Consider the following 13,892-nt stretch of genomic DNA (forward strand, 5'->3'; position numbering starts at 1 on the left):
GATTCAGCGTTTCGGCCGCTGCCAGACAAAAGCGCAGCGTCGTGCGGCGTGGAAATCGCCTTGTCAAAAAGGCCGGTGCATCCGTATGGTGCGCATCGACCTTTCCCGGGAGCCGCCGCCATGAGCGATCTCAAGCACCTGTTCGACAACAATCAACGCTGGGCCGAAGACATCACCCACAACGACCCGGACTTCTTTCCACGCCTGGCTCGCCAGCAGACGCCCGAGTACCTGTGGATCGGCTGCTCGGATGCCCGCGTGCCGGCCAACGACATCGTCGGCCTGTTGCCTGGCGAGCTGTTCGTGCACCGCAATGTGGCCAACGTGGTGCTGCACACCGACCTCAACTGCCTGTCGGTGATCCAGTACGCGGTCGACGTGCTCAAGGTCAAACATATCCTGGTCACCGGCCATTACGGCTGCGGTGGCGTGCGCGCGGCCATGCACGACGCGCAGTTCGGCCTGATCGATGGCTGGCTGCGCAACATCCGTGATCTGTATTACGAGCAGCATGCGCAACTGGCGGCACTGGCCGACGAGGAGGCGCGGGTCGATCGTCTCTGCGAACTGAACGTGATGAAGCAGGTGGGCAACGTCAGCCGTACCAGCATCGTCCAGAACGCCTGGCACCGCGGCCAGCCACTGGCGGTGCACGGCTGCATCTACGGCCTCAAGGATGGTCGCTGGAAAGACCTCGACGTCACCGTCAGCGGCGCCGAGCAATTGCCCGAGCAGTACCGTCTGCGCCCACCACAGGCATGAGCATGAACAAACCCTCGCGTCAGCTGGCGATTGCCGGTGTGCTGATGGCGGTGCTGTGCTGGGCGGGCAATGCCCTGGTGGCCCGTGCCTTCGCCGGTGAAATTCCACCCTTCGCCCTGGCCTTCTGGCGCTGGAGCCTGGCGCTGATCCTGATACTGCCATTCGTGGCCCTGCCGCTGTGGCGCCATCGGGCAGCGCTGCGGCATGCCGGCTGGCGCCTGGTGGTGATCGCCGCATTCGGCATCGCCGGCTACAACACCTTTCTGTACAGCGCGGCGCAAACCACGGCAGCAATCAACATCACCCTGGTCAACACCTGCATCCCGTTGATGACCTTTATCTTCGCCGGGCTGCTGCTCGGGGCCTGGCCCGCACGGCGCGCCTGGTGGGGCATGGCATTGGCGGTAGTCGGCTTGCTGGTGCTGATCTGCCGCGGTGATTGGCAGACCCTGGCGGGCATGGCGTTCAATCGGGGTGACCTGATCATGCTGCTGGCGGTGCTCGACTGGGCGCTCTACACCGTGCTGCTCCGGCGTTGGTCGGCTTACCTGGCGCCGATTCCGCCACTGGCGTTGTTGGGCATGTTCATGCTGCTGGGCGTGCCGATGATCCTGCCGCTGTATCTCTATGAACTCTCCACTGGCGCGCAGCTGCTAGCCAGTCCGGCCAACCTGGCGGCCATCGCCTACACCGCGGTGTTCGCCTCGCTGGTCGCCTACCTGGGCTGGAACAACGGCGTGAAGGTGCTCGGCGCCTCGACCGCGGCGATGGGCAACTACCTGATGCCGGTGTTCACCGCGATCCTGGGCTGGGTCCTGCTCGGCGAGGCGCTGCAGCTGTTTCACTGGTTCGGCGGGGCGATGATCTTCGCCGGGCTGCTGCTGGCCACCCTGCCGAGGCGCTCGCAGCGGGCGACGGCCTGAACGAATCGGGCCGTCTGCCTGGCATCGCCTGACAGGCGCCCTCGAAGGAGGGCGTTTTCATAGGCGATAGGCCGCCAGCACCTGATCGATCTGCAGGTCCACACTTTGCAGGCCGCCGCCGGACAGATACCACAGCGCTGGATCCAGATACACGATCCGCTTGGCCTGGGCAGCCGGCGTGCGCGCCAGTGGCGAGTCGGCCAGGGTGGCCACATCCAGTGGTGTGGCGCCGATGGCGGCGCTGCGGTCGATGATGAAGATCACCTCGGGCTCGGCCGCCGCGATGGCACCAGCGTCCAGCGGCTGCGGGCGCTGGCGAGGTGCGCCCAGAGGCTGGGGCGTTGGCGCGGGCAGAGCGCGCGGCGCCTGCAGCAGTGAGTAGATCAGCGCATTCTCGGTCGGCGCAAAGCGCCCAGCGTTATGGGTCAGCACCAGGGTGCGTTGGCCTGACGCCGCGATCTGCTGACGGGCCCGTTCGGCCTTGTCCTGCAGAGCGCTCAGCGCCTGCTGCGCTTCGGCGGCCTTGCCGACCAGACGGCCGAGCAGCCTGGTGTTGTCGGCCAGGCCAGTAAAGTAGTCATCACCGCTAATGCCCATGTCCAGTATCGGAGCCAGCGCTTGGAGGGCCTGGCGGCTTTCGCCCTGGCGCCCGGTGATCAGGATCAGGTCCGGCTTCAGCGCCGCGATGGCGTCGATGTCCGGGGTCTTCATGTTGCCGGCATTCTGGGTTTGGCCGGCCTTGTCGGCCAGATAGGGCGGTAGGCTGCCGGGCACGGCCAGCACGCGCTCGCCGGCACCGAGAGCGATCAGGCTGTCGTAGCTGCCGTAGTCGAAGGTGACGATGCGCCGGGGATCGCGAACGACCTCGAGTTGCTGGCCGGCCTGGGTAGCGGGGCGTTGCTGGACGTCGTGGCTGCAGCCAGCCAATGCTGTTACCAGCAGGGTAAACAGAGCGGCCTTCTTCACCTGATCGAACTCCTTGAGGGACGTGGCGTGCAGCCGAGGTGGCGCAATCCTGATGGCCAGGGAACATAGCATCCATAGCTTATCGAGAAGATTTCTCAACGAGTAAAGTTTGCAAACCTTGAGTCGACGGGCCGTTTTCGCAGCCATTGCCGCGACTGATACAGGGCTAATTTGCCCCTGGCGAAAACTTTACGGCATGCACGGGGGTCTATCCCGTTGGCTGGCGTTGGCGACTTGTACTGACGCCGTAACGGGCACGAAGGCGATTCAGTTGCTAGTGTTATGCCATCTGCGGAAGGAAGGGCCGTGAGTTAATGGATTGCTCGCACGTCTCTCTCACTCGAAAAACTGCCACCGTGCACAGGCTGACGGCCATCTATCCGTCGCTTCGTGGTGCCTGCTGGCGAATCATGCTGATGGTGGCGTTGGTAACCAGCCTGAGCGGCTGCATACACAATCAGGCCAATGGTGCCTTTACCAGCAACAGCACCCCGGCCAGCCCCAGCGAACTGTTCCAGACCCACTCCGACCGCCTGGCCACCATCGGCATGCACAACAACCTCAACAGCCTGTATCGCCTGATGGACAAGCTCTACCAGCGTAATCCACGGGAATGGCGCAAGACCGGCCTGGCCAGCCGCGAGGTGGCGCAGCAGGCGGTACAGCAGGCAATCGAGCAGGGCCGGCCACCGCCGGCGTTGGCCGGCCGGCAGGACATCGTGGCCCTCAGTTATGCGCTGAGCCCTGAGTTTCAGGGCGATCGGGTCGGTGCCTTCATCTACGCCATCGGCAGCATGCTGGTCACCGCCCATGGCGGGCGCACCCAGTTCTACCTGACGGACTCCATCGACGCGCAGTTCGTGCACAACGCGGCGCGCAATATCGAGAAGGCCACCTGGCTGCTGGCCACGCGGCGCGATGCCCAGGGCAACCCGCTGCTGTTGTCCAACGAGCTGTCCGAGAACGGCCGCAACCTGAGCTTCGCCGTGGAGTTCGGCAAGATCGTCGCGCGCCTGGATTACCTCAGTGACGTGCTCGACGAGCGTTACCGGCGCATCGGCGTCAACTATGCGCACAGCCTGCTGTTTCTGAACTTCCTGCCGGTGCAGTAGGCGCCCACTGGCGAGCGCCTTTGGCTCAGACCTTTCTGACGAACTCGGACTTGAGCTTCATCGCACCAATGCCGTCGATCTTGCAATCGATGTCGTGGTCGCCGTCGACCAGGCGGATGCCCTTGACCTTGGTGCCGACCTTGACCACCAGCGAGGAGCCCTTGACCTTGAGGTCCTTGATCACGGTGATGGTGTCGCCGTCCTGCAGCACGTTGCCGACCGAATCCTTGATCACCTTGGCGTCGTCGCCGGGGGCCTCGCTGGCGGTGGCCGACCATTCATGGGCGCATTCCGGGCACACCAGTTGAGTGCCGTCTTCGTAGGTGTATTCGGAGTTGCAGGCGGGGCAGGGTGGCAGCGTGCTCACGGGGTATCCTTCTGAGGCCGTGGATAAAAGGCCGCAGATTATATAGGGTTTTACACACCGCCGGGGATCGGCGTTAGGCGTCCGGCAGCAACGCCTCGGCCTCGATCTCGATCAGCCACTGCGGCTCGGACAAGCCGGTGACCACCACCCAGGAGGTGGCCGGCGGCCGTTCGGGAAAGAAGCTGCGCAGGGCATCGACGATATGCGCCTGCTCGTCACGCGCCTGGGCCGCAATGTAGATGCGCAGCATCAGCACGTGCTGCAGGGTGCCACCCGCTGCCTCGAGGATGCGCCGCACGTTGTGCAGCGCTGCGTGGGTCTGGCTGGCCAGGTCATCGCCGACCAGCCGCTCGTGCTCGTCCACGCCGACTTGCCCGGACAGGTGGATACGGCGTCCTCCCTGGCTGACCACGGCCTGGCTGAAACCGTATTGCAGGGTGTCGAATACCGAGTCGGGGTTGAGTGTGTGCCTGTGCATCGATGCCTCCTCCATCAGAAACGGCCCGCCAGTCTAGCGTCGCCTCCGAGGCCAGGCGGGCCGGGAGTATTGCCGTTTGTGCGGGGCGAGTGCTGATAACCCGAACTCATGGCGGCTTCGCTGCCTCCAAACGAAAGCAGTGGTTCGGTTCAGGCCGGGTGCTGCATTTGCCAATGAGTTGCGGCCCACCAGCAGGTGGCCTGTCATAGCCAGTGGAGGCGCTATGTTTTTTCCCCAGTTGCCGGGTGTCAGCCTGTTCCAGGTGATGAAGAAAACGGTTACCGACTTCATCGAGGACGAGCTGCCCACCTATTCCGCGGCCCTGGCATTCCAGATGTTCTTCTCGCTGTTCCCCTTTCTGCTGTTTCTGGTGGCGGTGATCAGCCTGCTGGACATGCAGCCGTTCTTCGACTGGTTGCGCCAGCAGGCCGAGCTGCTGTTGCCCCGGTCCACCGTGGAACTGGTCAACCCGGTGATCGATCAGTTGCAGACGCAAAAGGCCGGGCTGTTCTCGATCGGTATCGTGGTGGCATTGTGGACGGCCTCGTCGGCCGTGCGTTCGACCATGGACGCGATGAACAAGGCCTACGGCGTGAAGGAGGGGCGCAAACCCTGGAAGCGCATTCCGCTGTCGTTGCTCTATACCATCGGCATCGCCGCAGCCCTGCTCACCGCTGCCGCCCTGATGGTGCTCGGCCCGCAGGTGATGAACTGGCTGGCCCACCAGATCGGCATCGAGCAGGTGGTGGTCACCCTATGGACCTGGCTGCGCCTGCCGGTAGCAGTGTTTCTGCTGATGATCGTGGTGGCAGTGGTCTACTACGTGGCGCCGGATGTCGAGCAGCGCTTTCGCTTCATTACCCCGGGCTCCGTGCTGGCCGTGGTGGTGTGGATCGCCGCGTCTGTGGGTTTCGCCTACTACGCGCAGAACTTCGCCAACTACAACGCCACCTACGGCAGCATCGGTGCCATCATCATCTTTCTGCTGTACCTGTACATTTCCTGCGCGGTGCTGCTATTTGGCGCAGAGCTGAATGCAGTGATCGAGCACTTCGCCAGTGAAGGCAAGGATCCAGGCGACAAGCAGATACTCCCGGAAAACGAACCTACCTGACGGTAGCCGGCTGCTGCTGTGCAGGCCAGGTCAGCTGCCCGCTGTCGCTGAAGCGGCGGGTGCCGAACAGGCCATCGGCGAGTTTGCCGCGCAACTGATAGGGCAGGCTCTGGCCCGGCTGCTGGTTGCTGGCGCCCCAGGCCTGGCGCAGTACCGAGTAGGCGGAGATGGTCACCGGCACGCTGATCACCGTCTCGCCAAAGCGCGGCACCTGGCCGCGCTGGTCACTCACACCCCGTGCCAGCGGTTGGCCATTGATATCCAGTGCCAGCGACAGGCCGTTGAAGTCGATGGCGCTTTCATTGGGGTTCTGTACCCGTAGCTTCACCGCGAAGCGCATCTCCAGCCCTTGCGATGGCAGCGGCTCGAGGCCGACCAGATCGATATGCAGCGGGTCGCGCGGCGCCCACGAGGCGCAGCCGGCCAGCGCGGTGATCAGCAGCAGGGCACACAGGTGGTGCAGTGTCGGGCGCATGGCAGTTCTCCGGCGTCGTTCATCGTGCAGTTGTGACCGCGGGTGAGGGGGATCGGCTCAAGCCGTCGCGCGCTGCCTGGCGGTCAGTACCAGGGCGATGCCCCCCAGCACCGCCAGCGAACTCAGGGTCAGGCGCAGGCTCAGCGCCTCGTCCAGAAGCAGCCCACCGGCCAGCGCGGTGATGATCGGCACGCTCAGCTGCACGGTGGCAGCCTGGATGGCTTTCAGGTCGACGATGGCCATGTACCAGATGGCGTAGCCGAGCCCGGAGGCCAAGGCGCCGGATGCCAGCGCGTAGAACACGCCGTTCATGTCCCAGCTGGCGGTCTGCACCAGCACCAGGCTGAGCAGTGCGGCCATGGGAAGGCTGCGCATGAAGTTGCCGGTAGTCGCCGCCAATGCATCGCTGCTGGTACGGCCCAGTAACGAGGAGGCACCCCAGGCCACGCCGGCTAGCAGCATCAGCAGCGAGCCGCCCAGGGCGGGCGCGCTGGCGCCGGGGAGCAACAACATCAGCAGGCCGGCGAAGGCCAGCAGCAGTCCGGCCAGGCTCATCGGCCCCGGCCACTCGCCCTGGCGCCAGCCCCAGAGCAGCATGCTGATCTGCACCGCGCCGAACAGCAGCAAGGCGCCAACCCCTGCAGCAAGGCTCCCGTAGGCGAAGGAAAACGCCGCGGCATAGATGAACAACGCCGTCGCACCACGCCAGCTCCCTGCCATCGCGGCCCGGCCATGGCGCAGGTGCAGCAGCAGGGTCAGCATCAAGGCGCCACTGAGCAGCCGCAGGCTGGTGAAGGTGGCAGGGTCGATCTCGGTAGTTTTCAGGGCCATGCGGCAGAGCAGCGAGTTGCCGGCGAACGCCAGCATGGCGACGGCGGTGAGCAGCAGGGTACGTGCGGGCATGGCCATCCTCTAGCGCAGGTCTGGCGGCGATGGGTTCGATTTGCAGCGGCTGCCATCGAGTCGCCCTGTAAGGCGTGCTGCGGATCTAAGCATGGCGCTGGCCAGCGAGCCATAGGCGCAAGGTCTTACTCGCCGGTGTGCACTCAGGCGGTGCGCAAGGCCTTGCTGTGCACCAGCATGTCGAGCAGCGCATCGACCATGGCATGGGCGTGGGCAGCGAGGTCGTAGGCATCGGTGTTGAGCAGCCAGTGCGCCTGCAGGCCATCCATATAGGCATGCAGGCAGATGGCGGCGCGCTGGCAGTCTAGGTCGGCGGGCAATTGCCCACGGTTGACGGCATTACGTAATGTTCTGGCAATGCGCTGGTCGCATTCTTGCTGGAACACCTGCATCTGCTGGCGCAGGTCACCGAGTTCGGCGTTGTACTCGCATTTGTACTGCAGGATTTCTCCGACACGCCGGCATTCGCTGTCGGCGTGCATGCGCAGCAGCAGCTGCACCAGCAGTTGACGCATGTTGCCCAGCGGGTCAGGTTCGTCCTCGCTTTCACAGGCGCGGGCCAGCTCTTCCTGGGGCAGCAGGCGCCGGTCGAGCATGGCCTGGAACACGTCGACCTTGTTCTGGAAGTGCCAGTAGATGGCGCCGCGAGTGACGCCGGCAGCGGCCGCGATATCGGCCAGCGAGGTGCCGGATACGCCCTTGGCATAGAACACCCGTTCGGCAGCATCGAGGATCTGCACACGGGTTCCTTCGGCTTCCTCTTTGGTGCGTCTTGCCATCGGCAGCGATTCCGCAACGTAAAAATGGATGAAAACCCCGGCATGGGGTCACACACAGGCTCGCAGTGTCACACAAAAAGATGCGTTTACAAACATTCTCGGATGTAAGTATATTTGCGCTCTATTTCCCACTATCCACCTCGGCTATCTGCCAGGTATCGCCCCCTGCGGTCCGAATTACTTAGACATGAGGTCCTATCAGATGCAGAAGAAGCCAGCCTTCGCCGCTATGGTTTCCGCTATCGCTCTGGCTACGCTGACGCTCGCCGGTTGCCGCGACGAGGCTGCTCCGCCACCGCGTCAGGCGCCGACTGTCGGCATCGTCACGCTGCAGGCAGAGCCGTACACGCTGACCACCGAGCTGCCGGGCAGAACTGCCGCCTACCGCATTGCCGAAGTGCGCCCGCAGGTCGACGGCATCATCCAGAAGCGCCTGTTCAAGGAAGGCTCCGAGGTGAAGGTCGGCCAGCAGCTGTATCAGATCGACGCATCCGTCTATGAGGCTGCAGCCAAGAGCGCCCAGGCCACGTTGGCGTCGGCCAAGTCCCTGGCCGAGCGCTACAAGGATCTGGTCGCCGATCAGGCGGTAAGCCGCCAGGCGTACGACGAAGCCCTGGCCGCTCGCCTGCAGGCCGAAGCCGCGCTGGAGCAGGCGCGCATCAATGTGCGTTACACCAAGGTGCTGGCGCCCATCGCCGGTCGTGTCGGCCGTTCGGCGGTCACCGAGGGGGCGCTGGTCAGCAACGGCCAGACCAACGCCATGGCGACCATCCAGCAGCTCGACCCGATCTATGTCGACGTCACCCAGCCGACCAAGGACCTGTTGCGCCTGCGCCGCGAACTGGACAGCGGCCAGTTGCAGAAGGTTGGCGACACCGCCGCCAAGGTGCAGCTGCGCCTGGAAGATGGCAGCACCTACCAGCACGAAGGCACCCTGGAGTTCTCGGAAGTGTCGGTCGACGAGGGCACCGGTTCGGTGACCTTGCGCGCCGTGTTCCCCAACCCGGATCACACCCTGCTGCCCGGCATGTTCGTACATGCCCGCCTGCCCGCCGGTGTGAACAAGGAAGCGATTCTCGCGCCGCAGCAAGGCGTGACGCGCAACGCCAAGGGTGACCCGACCGCGCTGGTGGTCAATGGCGAGAACAAGGTCGAGCTGCGTCAGCTCAAGGCCGAGCGTACCGCCGGCAACCGCTGGCTGGTGCTCGATGGCTTGAAGCCCGGCGACAAGCTGATCACCGAGGGCCTGCAGTTCGTGCAGCCAGGTGCCGAGGTGAAAACCACCGAAGCGAAGAACGTGGCCGAGCCGAAGCAGGCTTCGACCGACCAGGCTGAAAGCCGCTAAGGAGCGATTACACGATGTCGAATTTCTTCATCGACAGGCCGATTTTCGCCTGGGTGATCGCCTTGGTGATCATGCTGGCCGGTGGCCTGTCCATCCTCAAGCTGCCGGTCAACCAGTACCCGAGCATCGCCGCGCCCGCGGTGAGCATCCAGGTCAATTACCCGGGTGCCTCCGCACAGACCGTGCAGGACACCGTGGTGCAGGTGATCGAGCAGCAGATGAATGGTATCGACGGGCTGCGCTACATCAGCTCGGCGAGCAACTCCGACGGCAGCATGGAAATCACCGTCACCTTCAACCAGGGCACCAATCCGGACATCGCCCAGGTGCAGGTGCAGAACAAACTGCAGCTGGCCACCCCACTGCTACCTCAGGAAGTGCAGCAGCAGGGCCTGCGCGTCACCAAGGCGGTGAAGAACTTCCTCCTGGTGATCGGCGTGGTGTCCACCGACGGCAGCATGACCAACCAGGATCTGTCCAACTACATCGTCGCCAACATGCAGGACCCGATTTCCCGGACCCCGGGCGTCGGTGACTTCCAGGTGTTCGGTGCCCAGTACGCCATGCGTATCTGGCTCGACCCGGCCAAGCTCAACAACTTCCAGCTGACGCCGGTGGATGTGCGCAGCGCCGTGCAGGCGCAGAACGTGCAGATTTCCTCCGGTCAGTTCGGCGGCCTGCCTGCCGGCCCCGGCCAGCAGCTCAACGCCACCATCATCGGCAAGACCCGCCTGCAGACCCCCGAGCAGTTCCGCAACATCCTGCTAAAGGTCAATCGTGACGGTTCCCAGGTACGCCTCGGTGATGTCGCCAAGGTCGAGCTGGGCGGCGAGAACTACAACATCCGCGCGCAGTTCAACGGCAACCCGGCATCCGGCCTGGCGATCAAGTTGGCCACCGGTGCCAATGCGCTGGATACCGCCAAGGCGATCCGCGCCACCATCGATGAACTCAAGCCGTTCTTCCCGGCGGGCATGGAAGTGGTCATGCCTTACGACTCCACGCCCGTGGTGCAGGAGTCGATTCACGGTGTGGTCATGACCCTCGTCGAAGCCTTCGTGCTGGTCTTCCTGGTCATGTACCTGTTCCTGCAGAACTTCCGCGCCACGCTGATCCCCACCCTGGCCGTGCCGGTGGTACTGCTCGGCACCTTCGGGGTGCTGGCGGTGTTCGGCTACAGCATCAACACCCTGACCATGTTCGCCATGATCCTGGCCATCGGCCTGCTGGTGGACGACGCCATCGTGGTGGTGGAAAACGTCGAGCGGGTGATGCGCGAGGAGGGGCTTTCGCCCCTCGAGGCCACACGCAAATCCATGGGGCAGATCCAGGGCGCACTGGTCGGTATCGGCGTGGTGCTGTCGGCGGTACTCTTGCCGATGGCCTTCTTCGGCGGCTCGGTGGGGGTGATCTACCGGCAATTCTCGATCACCATCGTCTCGGCCATGGTGCTCTCGGTGATCCTCGCGCTGATCTTCACCCCGGCCTTGTGCGCCACCCTGCTCAAGCCCATCGCCAAGGGCGATCACCACGAGAAGGGCGGCTTCTTCGGCTGGTTCAACCGCACCTTCGAACGCAGCGTGAATAGCTACGAGCGCGGCGTGCGTGGGGTGGTCAAGCGCAAGGCGCCGTTCCTGATCCTGTATGCGGTCATCGTCGCCGTCGCTGGCTGGCTGTTTACCCTGATTCCATCGGCGTTCTTGCCCGAGGAAGACCAGGGCGTCCTGTTCGCCCAGGTGCAGACGCCGTCCGGCTCCAGCGCCGAGCGTACCCAGGCGGTCGTCGACGACATGCGCAAGTACCTGCTCGAAGACGAGAAGGACGTGGTCAACTCGGTGTTCACCGTGACCGGCTTCAACTTCGCCGGCCGTGGCCAGAGCTCGGGCATGGCGTTCATCATGCTCAAACCGTGGTCCGAGCGTACCGCTGCCGGCACCAGCGTGGCCGAACTGGCGCAACGCGCCCAGGGCCGTTTCTTCGGCGGCGAGTTCCGCGATGCCATGGTGTTCGCTTTCGCCCCGCCGGCAGTCATGGAGCTGGGTAACGCCACCGGCTTCAACCTGTTCCTGCAGGACCGTGCCGGCGTCGGCCAGGCCACCCTGAACGAAGCCCGTGACAAGTTCCTCAAACTGGCCAACCAGAGCCCGGTGCTCAGCAGCGTGCGGGCCAACGGCCTGCTCGACGAGCCGCAGTACAAGCTGCTGATCGACGACGAGAAGGTGCGCACCCTGGGTGTGTCGCTGGCGGACGTCAACAGCACGCTGCAGATCGGTTGGGGGGGGAGCTACGTCAACGACTTCATCGACCGCGGTCGGGTCAAGAAGGTGTACCTGCAGGGGCAGAGCGACGCGCGCATGAACCCCGAAGACCTGAGCAAGTGGCACGTGCGCAACGACCAGGGGCAAATGGTCCCGTTCAGCGCCTTCGCCACCGGCGAGTGGACCTATGGTTCGCCCAAGCTGTCGCGCTATAACGGCGTGAGCGCCATCGAGATTCTCGGTGCGCCGGCGCCCGGGCACAGTTCGGGTGAGGCCATGGCCGAGGTCGAGCGCATCGCTGCCGAGTTGCCCCAGGGCGTCGGCTTCGACTGGACCGGCCAGTCCTATGAAGAACGCCTGGCGGGCTCGCAGACCCTGGCCCTCTATGCCCTGTCGCTGCTGGTGGTGTTCCTCTGTCTGGCGGCCCTGTACGAGAGCTGGTCGATTCCGTTCTCGGTGATTTTGGTGGTGCCGCTGGGTATTCTCGGCGCACTGCTATTCACCCTGGGCCGCGGGTTGTCCAACGACGTGTTCTTCCAGGTGGGCCTGATCACCACCATCGGCTTGTCGGCGCGTAACGCGATCCTTATCGTCGAGTTCGCCAAGTCGCTGCACGAGCAGGGCATGAGCCATCTCGAGGCGGCGGTCGAAGCGTGCCGCATGCGGCTGCGGCCGATCATCATGACCTCCCTGGCGTTCATCCTCGGCGTGGTTCCGCTGGCCATTTCCAGCGGCGCGGGCGCCGGCAGCAAACATGCCATCGGTACCGGCGTGATCGGCGGTATGCTTACCGCGGCGGTGCTGGCGATCTTCTGGATTCCGCTGTTCTACGTGGTGGTCAGCTCGATGTTCAAGGACAAGAGCGCCAAACAACTCAACGATGAGGAGGCCGTCCAGTGAGGCAGTCCCTGTTGTCTCTAGCCGTGGCGAGCATCGTGCTCGGCGGCTGCACCATGATCCCCGACTACCAGCGCCCCAACGCGCCCGTCGACACTGCCTGGCCCCAGGGCCAGGCCTACCAGGGCAGCGCCGTGCAGGGCTCGGTCGCCGCGGCCGACCTCGGCTGGCGCGAGTTCCTGCGTGACCCGGCGCTGCAGCGCCTGGTGGAAACCGCGCTGAACAACAACCGCGACCTGCGCGTGGCGGCGTTGAACGTCGAGGCCTACCAGGCCCAGTACCGCATCCAGCGCTCCGAGCTGTTCCCCAACGTCTCGGCCGATGGCAGCGGTACCCGCCAGCGCACGCCTGCCGACCTGTCGCAGACCGGGCGTTCCACGGTCGGTGGCCAGTACAGCGCCACGGTTGGTGTGAATGCCTGGGAAGTGGACTTCTTCGGGCGTCTGCGCAGCCTCAACGAGCAGACCCTGCAGCAGTACTTCGCCACCGAAGAGGCGCAGCGCAGCACGCAGATCAGCCTGATCGCCAGCGTGGCCAATGCCTACCTGACGCTGCAGGCCGACGAAGCCTTGCTGAAATTGACCCGCGAGACCCTGGGTACCTTCCAGCGCAGCCTGGAACTGACCCAGCGCAGCTTCGACGTCGGCGTGACCGATGCCCTGTCCCTGAGCCAGGCGCGTACCTCGGTGCAGACCGCCCAGGCCAACCTGGCGCAGTACACCCGCCAGGTCGCCCAGGATCGCAACGCCCTGGGCGTGCTGCTCGGCGGCCCGGTGCCGGCCGACCTGCCCCAGGGCGAAGGGCTGGACAAGCAATTGCTGGCCGAGGTGCCGGCGGGCCTGCCGTCCGACCTGCTGCAACGCCGCCCCGACGTGCTGCAGGCCGAGCGTGAACTGCTCGCCGCCAACGCCAGCATCGGCGCAGCACGTGCGGCGTTCTTCCCGAGCATCAGCCTGACCGCCAATGCCGGCACTGCCAGCCGTCAGCTGTCGGGCCTGTTCGACGGTGGCTCGGGTACCTGGCTGTTCCAGCCGCAGATCAACCTGCCGATCTTCACGGCCGGGCGCCTGCGCGCCAACCTCGACTATGCCGAGATCCAGAAGAACATCCAGGTGGCGAACTACGAGAAAGCGGTGCAGACCGCCTTCCAGGAAGTCTCCGATGGCCTGGCGGCTCGCGGTACTTTCGAGGAGCAACTGCAGGCCCAGCGCAGCCTGGTGGAAACCTCCGAGAACTACTACGACCTGGCCGACCGCCGTTTCCGCACCGGGGTGGACAGCTACCTGACCCTGCTCGATGCCCAGCGCCAGCTGTTCAGCGCCGAGCAACAGCTGATCGGCGTACGCCTGTCGCAGCTCACCAGCGAGATCAACCTGTACAAGGCGCTCGGTGGTGGTTGGAACGAGCGCACTCGCACCGCACCGGCCAGCGCGACCGCGCCGCAGTCCTGAGCGGCTGCCAGCGCCCATGAAAAAGCCCCGCAATCGCGGGGCTTTTTCGTTTCTGGCAACGG

General features: G+C 64.7%; 13 protein-coding genes. 7 read left to right on the forward strand and 6 right to left on the reverse strand.

The window, feature by feature from the left end; translation table 11 throughout:
- Nucleotides 1-120: 120 nt before the first annotated feature.
- Together can and BM154_RS08610 are read left to right on the forward strand one after the other, a co-directional pair.
- Entirely contained in the window at nt 121-762 is a 642-nt protein-coding gene (gene can / locus BM154_RS08605; protein WP_074882464.1) for a carbonate dehydratase, read from the forward strand.
- A 2-nt stretch (nt 763-764) separates the two neighbouring features.
- Nucleotides 765-1,685, forward strand: coding sequence for a DMT family transporter (locus BM154_RS08610; protein ID WP_074882465.1), 921 nt, complete (start codon nt 765-767; stop codon nt 1,683-1,685).
- 57 nt (nt 1,686-1,742) lie between these two features.
- Here the strand turns inward: BM154_RS08610 and BM154_RS08615 are convergent, their stop codons facing one another.
- Nucleotides 1,743-2,651, reverse strand: coding sequence for an ABC transporter substrate-binding protein (locus tag BM154_RS08615; RefSeq protein WP_167364672.1), 909 nt, complete (start codon nt 2,649-2,651; stop codon nt 1,743-1,745).
- Nucleotides 2,652-3,016: 365 nt separating this feature from the next.
- Between BM154_RS08615 and BM154_RS08620 the strand changes: the two genes are divergently transcribed.
- On the forward strand, nt 3,017-3,763 hold the full coding sequence (locus tag BM154_RS08620; protein ID WP_425272835.1) for a hypothetical protein: 747 nt from the start codon (nt 3,017-3,019) through the stop codon (nt 3,761-3,763).
- A gap of 25 nt (nt 3,764-3,788) precedes the next feature.
- Here BM154_RS08620 and BM154_RS08625 read toward each other — a convergent pair whose 3' ends face one another.
- Both BM154_RS08625 and BM154_RS08630 read right to left on the reverse strand, forming a co-directional pair.
- The gene (locus BM154_RS08625) at nt 3,789-4,130 is read right to left on the reverse strand and encodes a zinc ribbon domain-containing protein YjdM (protein WP_074882467.1); all 342 of its coding nucleotides are present in this window, start codon (nt 4,128-4,130) and stop codon (nt 3,789-3,791) included.
- A 73-nt stretch (nt 4,131-4,203) separates the two neighbouring features.
- Nucleotides 4,204-4,608, reverse strand: coding sequence for a RidA family protein (locus BM154_RS08630; RefSeq protein ID WP_074882468.1), 405 nt, complete (start codon nt 4,606-4,608; stop codon nt 4,204-4,206).
- 223 nt (nt 4,609-4,831) lie between these two features.
- On the opposite strand from BM154_RS08630, the gene BM154_RS08635 reads away from it, so the two are divergent.
- A complete protein-coding gene (locus BM154_RS08635) occupies nt 4,832-5,722 on the forward strand; it encodes a YihY/virulence factor BrkB family protein (protein ID WP_074882469.1) in 891 nt (296 codons plus the stop codon).
- On the opposite strand, the gene BM154_RS08640 is transcribed toward BM154_RS08635, so the two are convergent.
- From BM154_RS08640 to BM154_RS08650, 3 genes are all read right to left on the reverse strand, one after another.
- Nucleotides 5,715-6,197 (reverse strand): LEA/WHy family protein, encoded by a 483-nt coding sequence (locus BM154_RS08640; RefSeq protein ID WP_074882470.1) that lies wholly within the window; start codon nt 6,195-6,197, stop codon nt 5,715-5,717. The two genes, BM154_RS08635 and BM154_RS08640, sit on opposite strands and share 8 nt — an antisense overlap.
- Nucleotides 6,198-6,254: 57 nt before the next feature.
- On the reverse strand, nt 6,255-7,100 hold the full coding sequence (locus BM154_RS08645; protein WP_074882471.1) for a DMT family transporter: 846 nt from the start codon (nt 7,098-7,100) through the stop codon (nt 6,255-6,257).
- 143 nt (nt 7,101-7,243) lie between these two features.
- A complete protein-coding gene (locus BM154_RS08650; protein WP_074882472.1) occupies nt 7,244-7,879 on the reverse strand; it encodes a TetR family transcriptional regulator in 636 nt (211 codons plus the stop codon).
- Nucleotides 7,880-8,081: 202 nt separating this feature from the next.
- Here BM154_RS08650 and BM154_RS08655 point away from each other — a divergent pair, with 202 nt between their 5' ends.
- From BM154_RS08655 to BM154_RS08665, 3 genes are read left to right on the forward strand one after another with little or no spacing between them, the layout of a single operon-like run.
- A complete protein-coding gene (locus BM154_RS08655; protein ID WP_074882473.1) occupies nt 8,082-9,224 on the forward strand; it encodes an efflux RND transporter periplasmic adaptor subunit in 1,143 nt (380 codons plus the stop codon).
- A gap of 14 nt (nt 9,225-9,238) precedes the next feature.
- Complete coding sequence (locus tag BM154_RS08660) at nt 9,239-12,382, forward strand: efflux RND transporter permease subunit (RefSeq protein ID WP_074882474.1); 3,144 nt, start codon at nt 9,239-9,241, stop codon at nt 12,380-12,382.
- Nucleotides 12,379-13,830, forward strand: coding sequence for an AdeC/AdeK/OprM family multidrug efflux complex outer membrane factor (locus tag BM154_RS08665; RefSeq protein ID WP_074882475.1), 1,452 nt, complete (start codon nt 12,379-12,381; stop codon nt 13,828-13,830). The genes BM154_RS08660 and BM154_RS08665 overlap by 4 nt, the downstream gene beginning before the upstream one ends.
- Nucleotides 13,831-13,892 lie beyond the last annotated feature (62 nt).

Source organism: Phytopseudomonas argentinensis (assembly GCF_900113905.1).
Classification (GTDB): domain Bacteria; phylum Pseudomonadota; class Gammaproteobacteria; order Pseudomonadales; family Pseudomonadaceae; genus Aquipseudomonas; species Aquipseudomonas argentinensis.

Excerpts from the sequence above, each read along its gene's own strand:
- can (WP_074882464.1), top strand. The coding sequence starts at position 121 with ATGAGCGATCTCAAGCACCTGTTCGACAACAATCAACGCTGGGCCGAA.
- BM154_RS08610 (WP_074882465.1), top strand. The coding sequence starts at position 765 with ATGAACAAACCCTCGCGTCAGCTGGCGATTGCCGGTGTGCTGATGGCG.
- BM154_RS08630 (WP_074882468.1), bottom strand. The coding sequence starts at position 4,608 with ATGCACAGGCACACACTCAACCCCGACTCGGTATTCGACACCCTGCAA.
- BM154_RS08635 (WP_074882469.1), top strand. The coding sequence starts at position 4,832 with ATGTTTTTTCCCCAGTTGCCGGGTGTCAGCCTGTTCCAGGTGATGAAG.
- BM154_RS08640 (WP_074882470.1), bottom strand. The coding sequence starts at position 6,197 with ATGCGCCCGACACTGCACCACCTGTGTGCCCTGCTGCTGATCACCGCG.
- BM154_RS08645 (WP_074882471.1), bottom strand. The coding sequence starts at position 7,100 with ATGCCCGCACGTACCCTGCTGCTCACCGCCGTCGCCATGCTGGCGTTC.
- BM154_RS08650 (WP_074882472.1), bottom strand. The coding sequence starts at position 7,879 with ATGGCAAGACGCACCAAAGAGGAAGCCGAAGGAACCCGTGTGCAGATC.
- BM154_RS08655 (WP_074882473.1), top strand. The coding sequence starts at position 8,082 with ATGCAGAAGAAGCCAGCCTTCGCCGCTATGGTTTCCGCTATCGCTCTG.
- BM154_RS08660 (WP_074882474.1), top strand. The coding sequence starts at position 9,239 with ATGTCGAATTTCTTCATCGACAGGCCGATTTTCGCCTGGGTGATCGCC.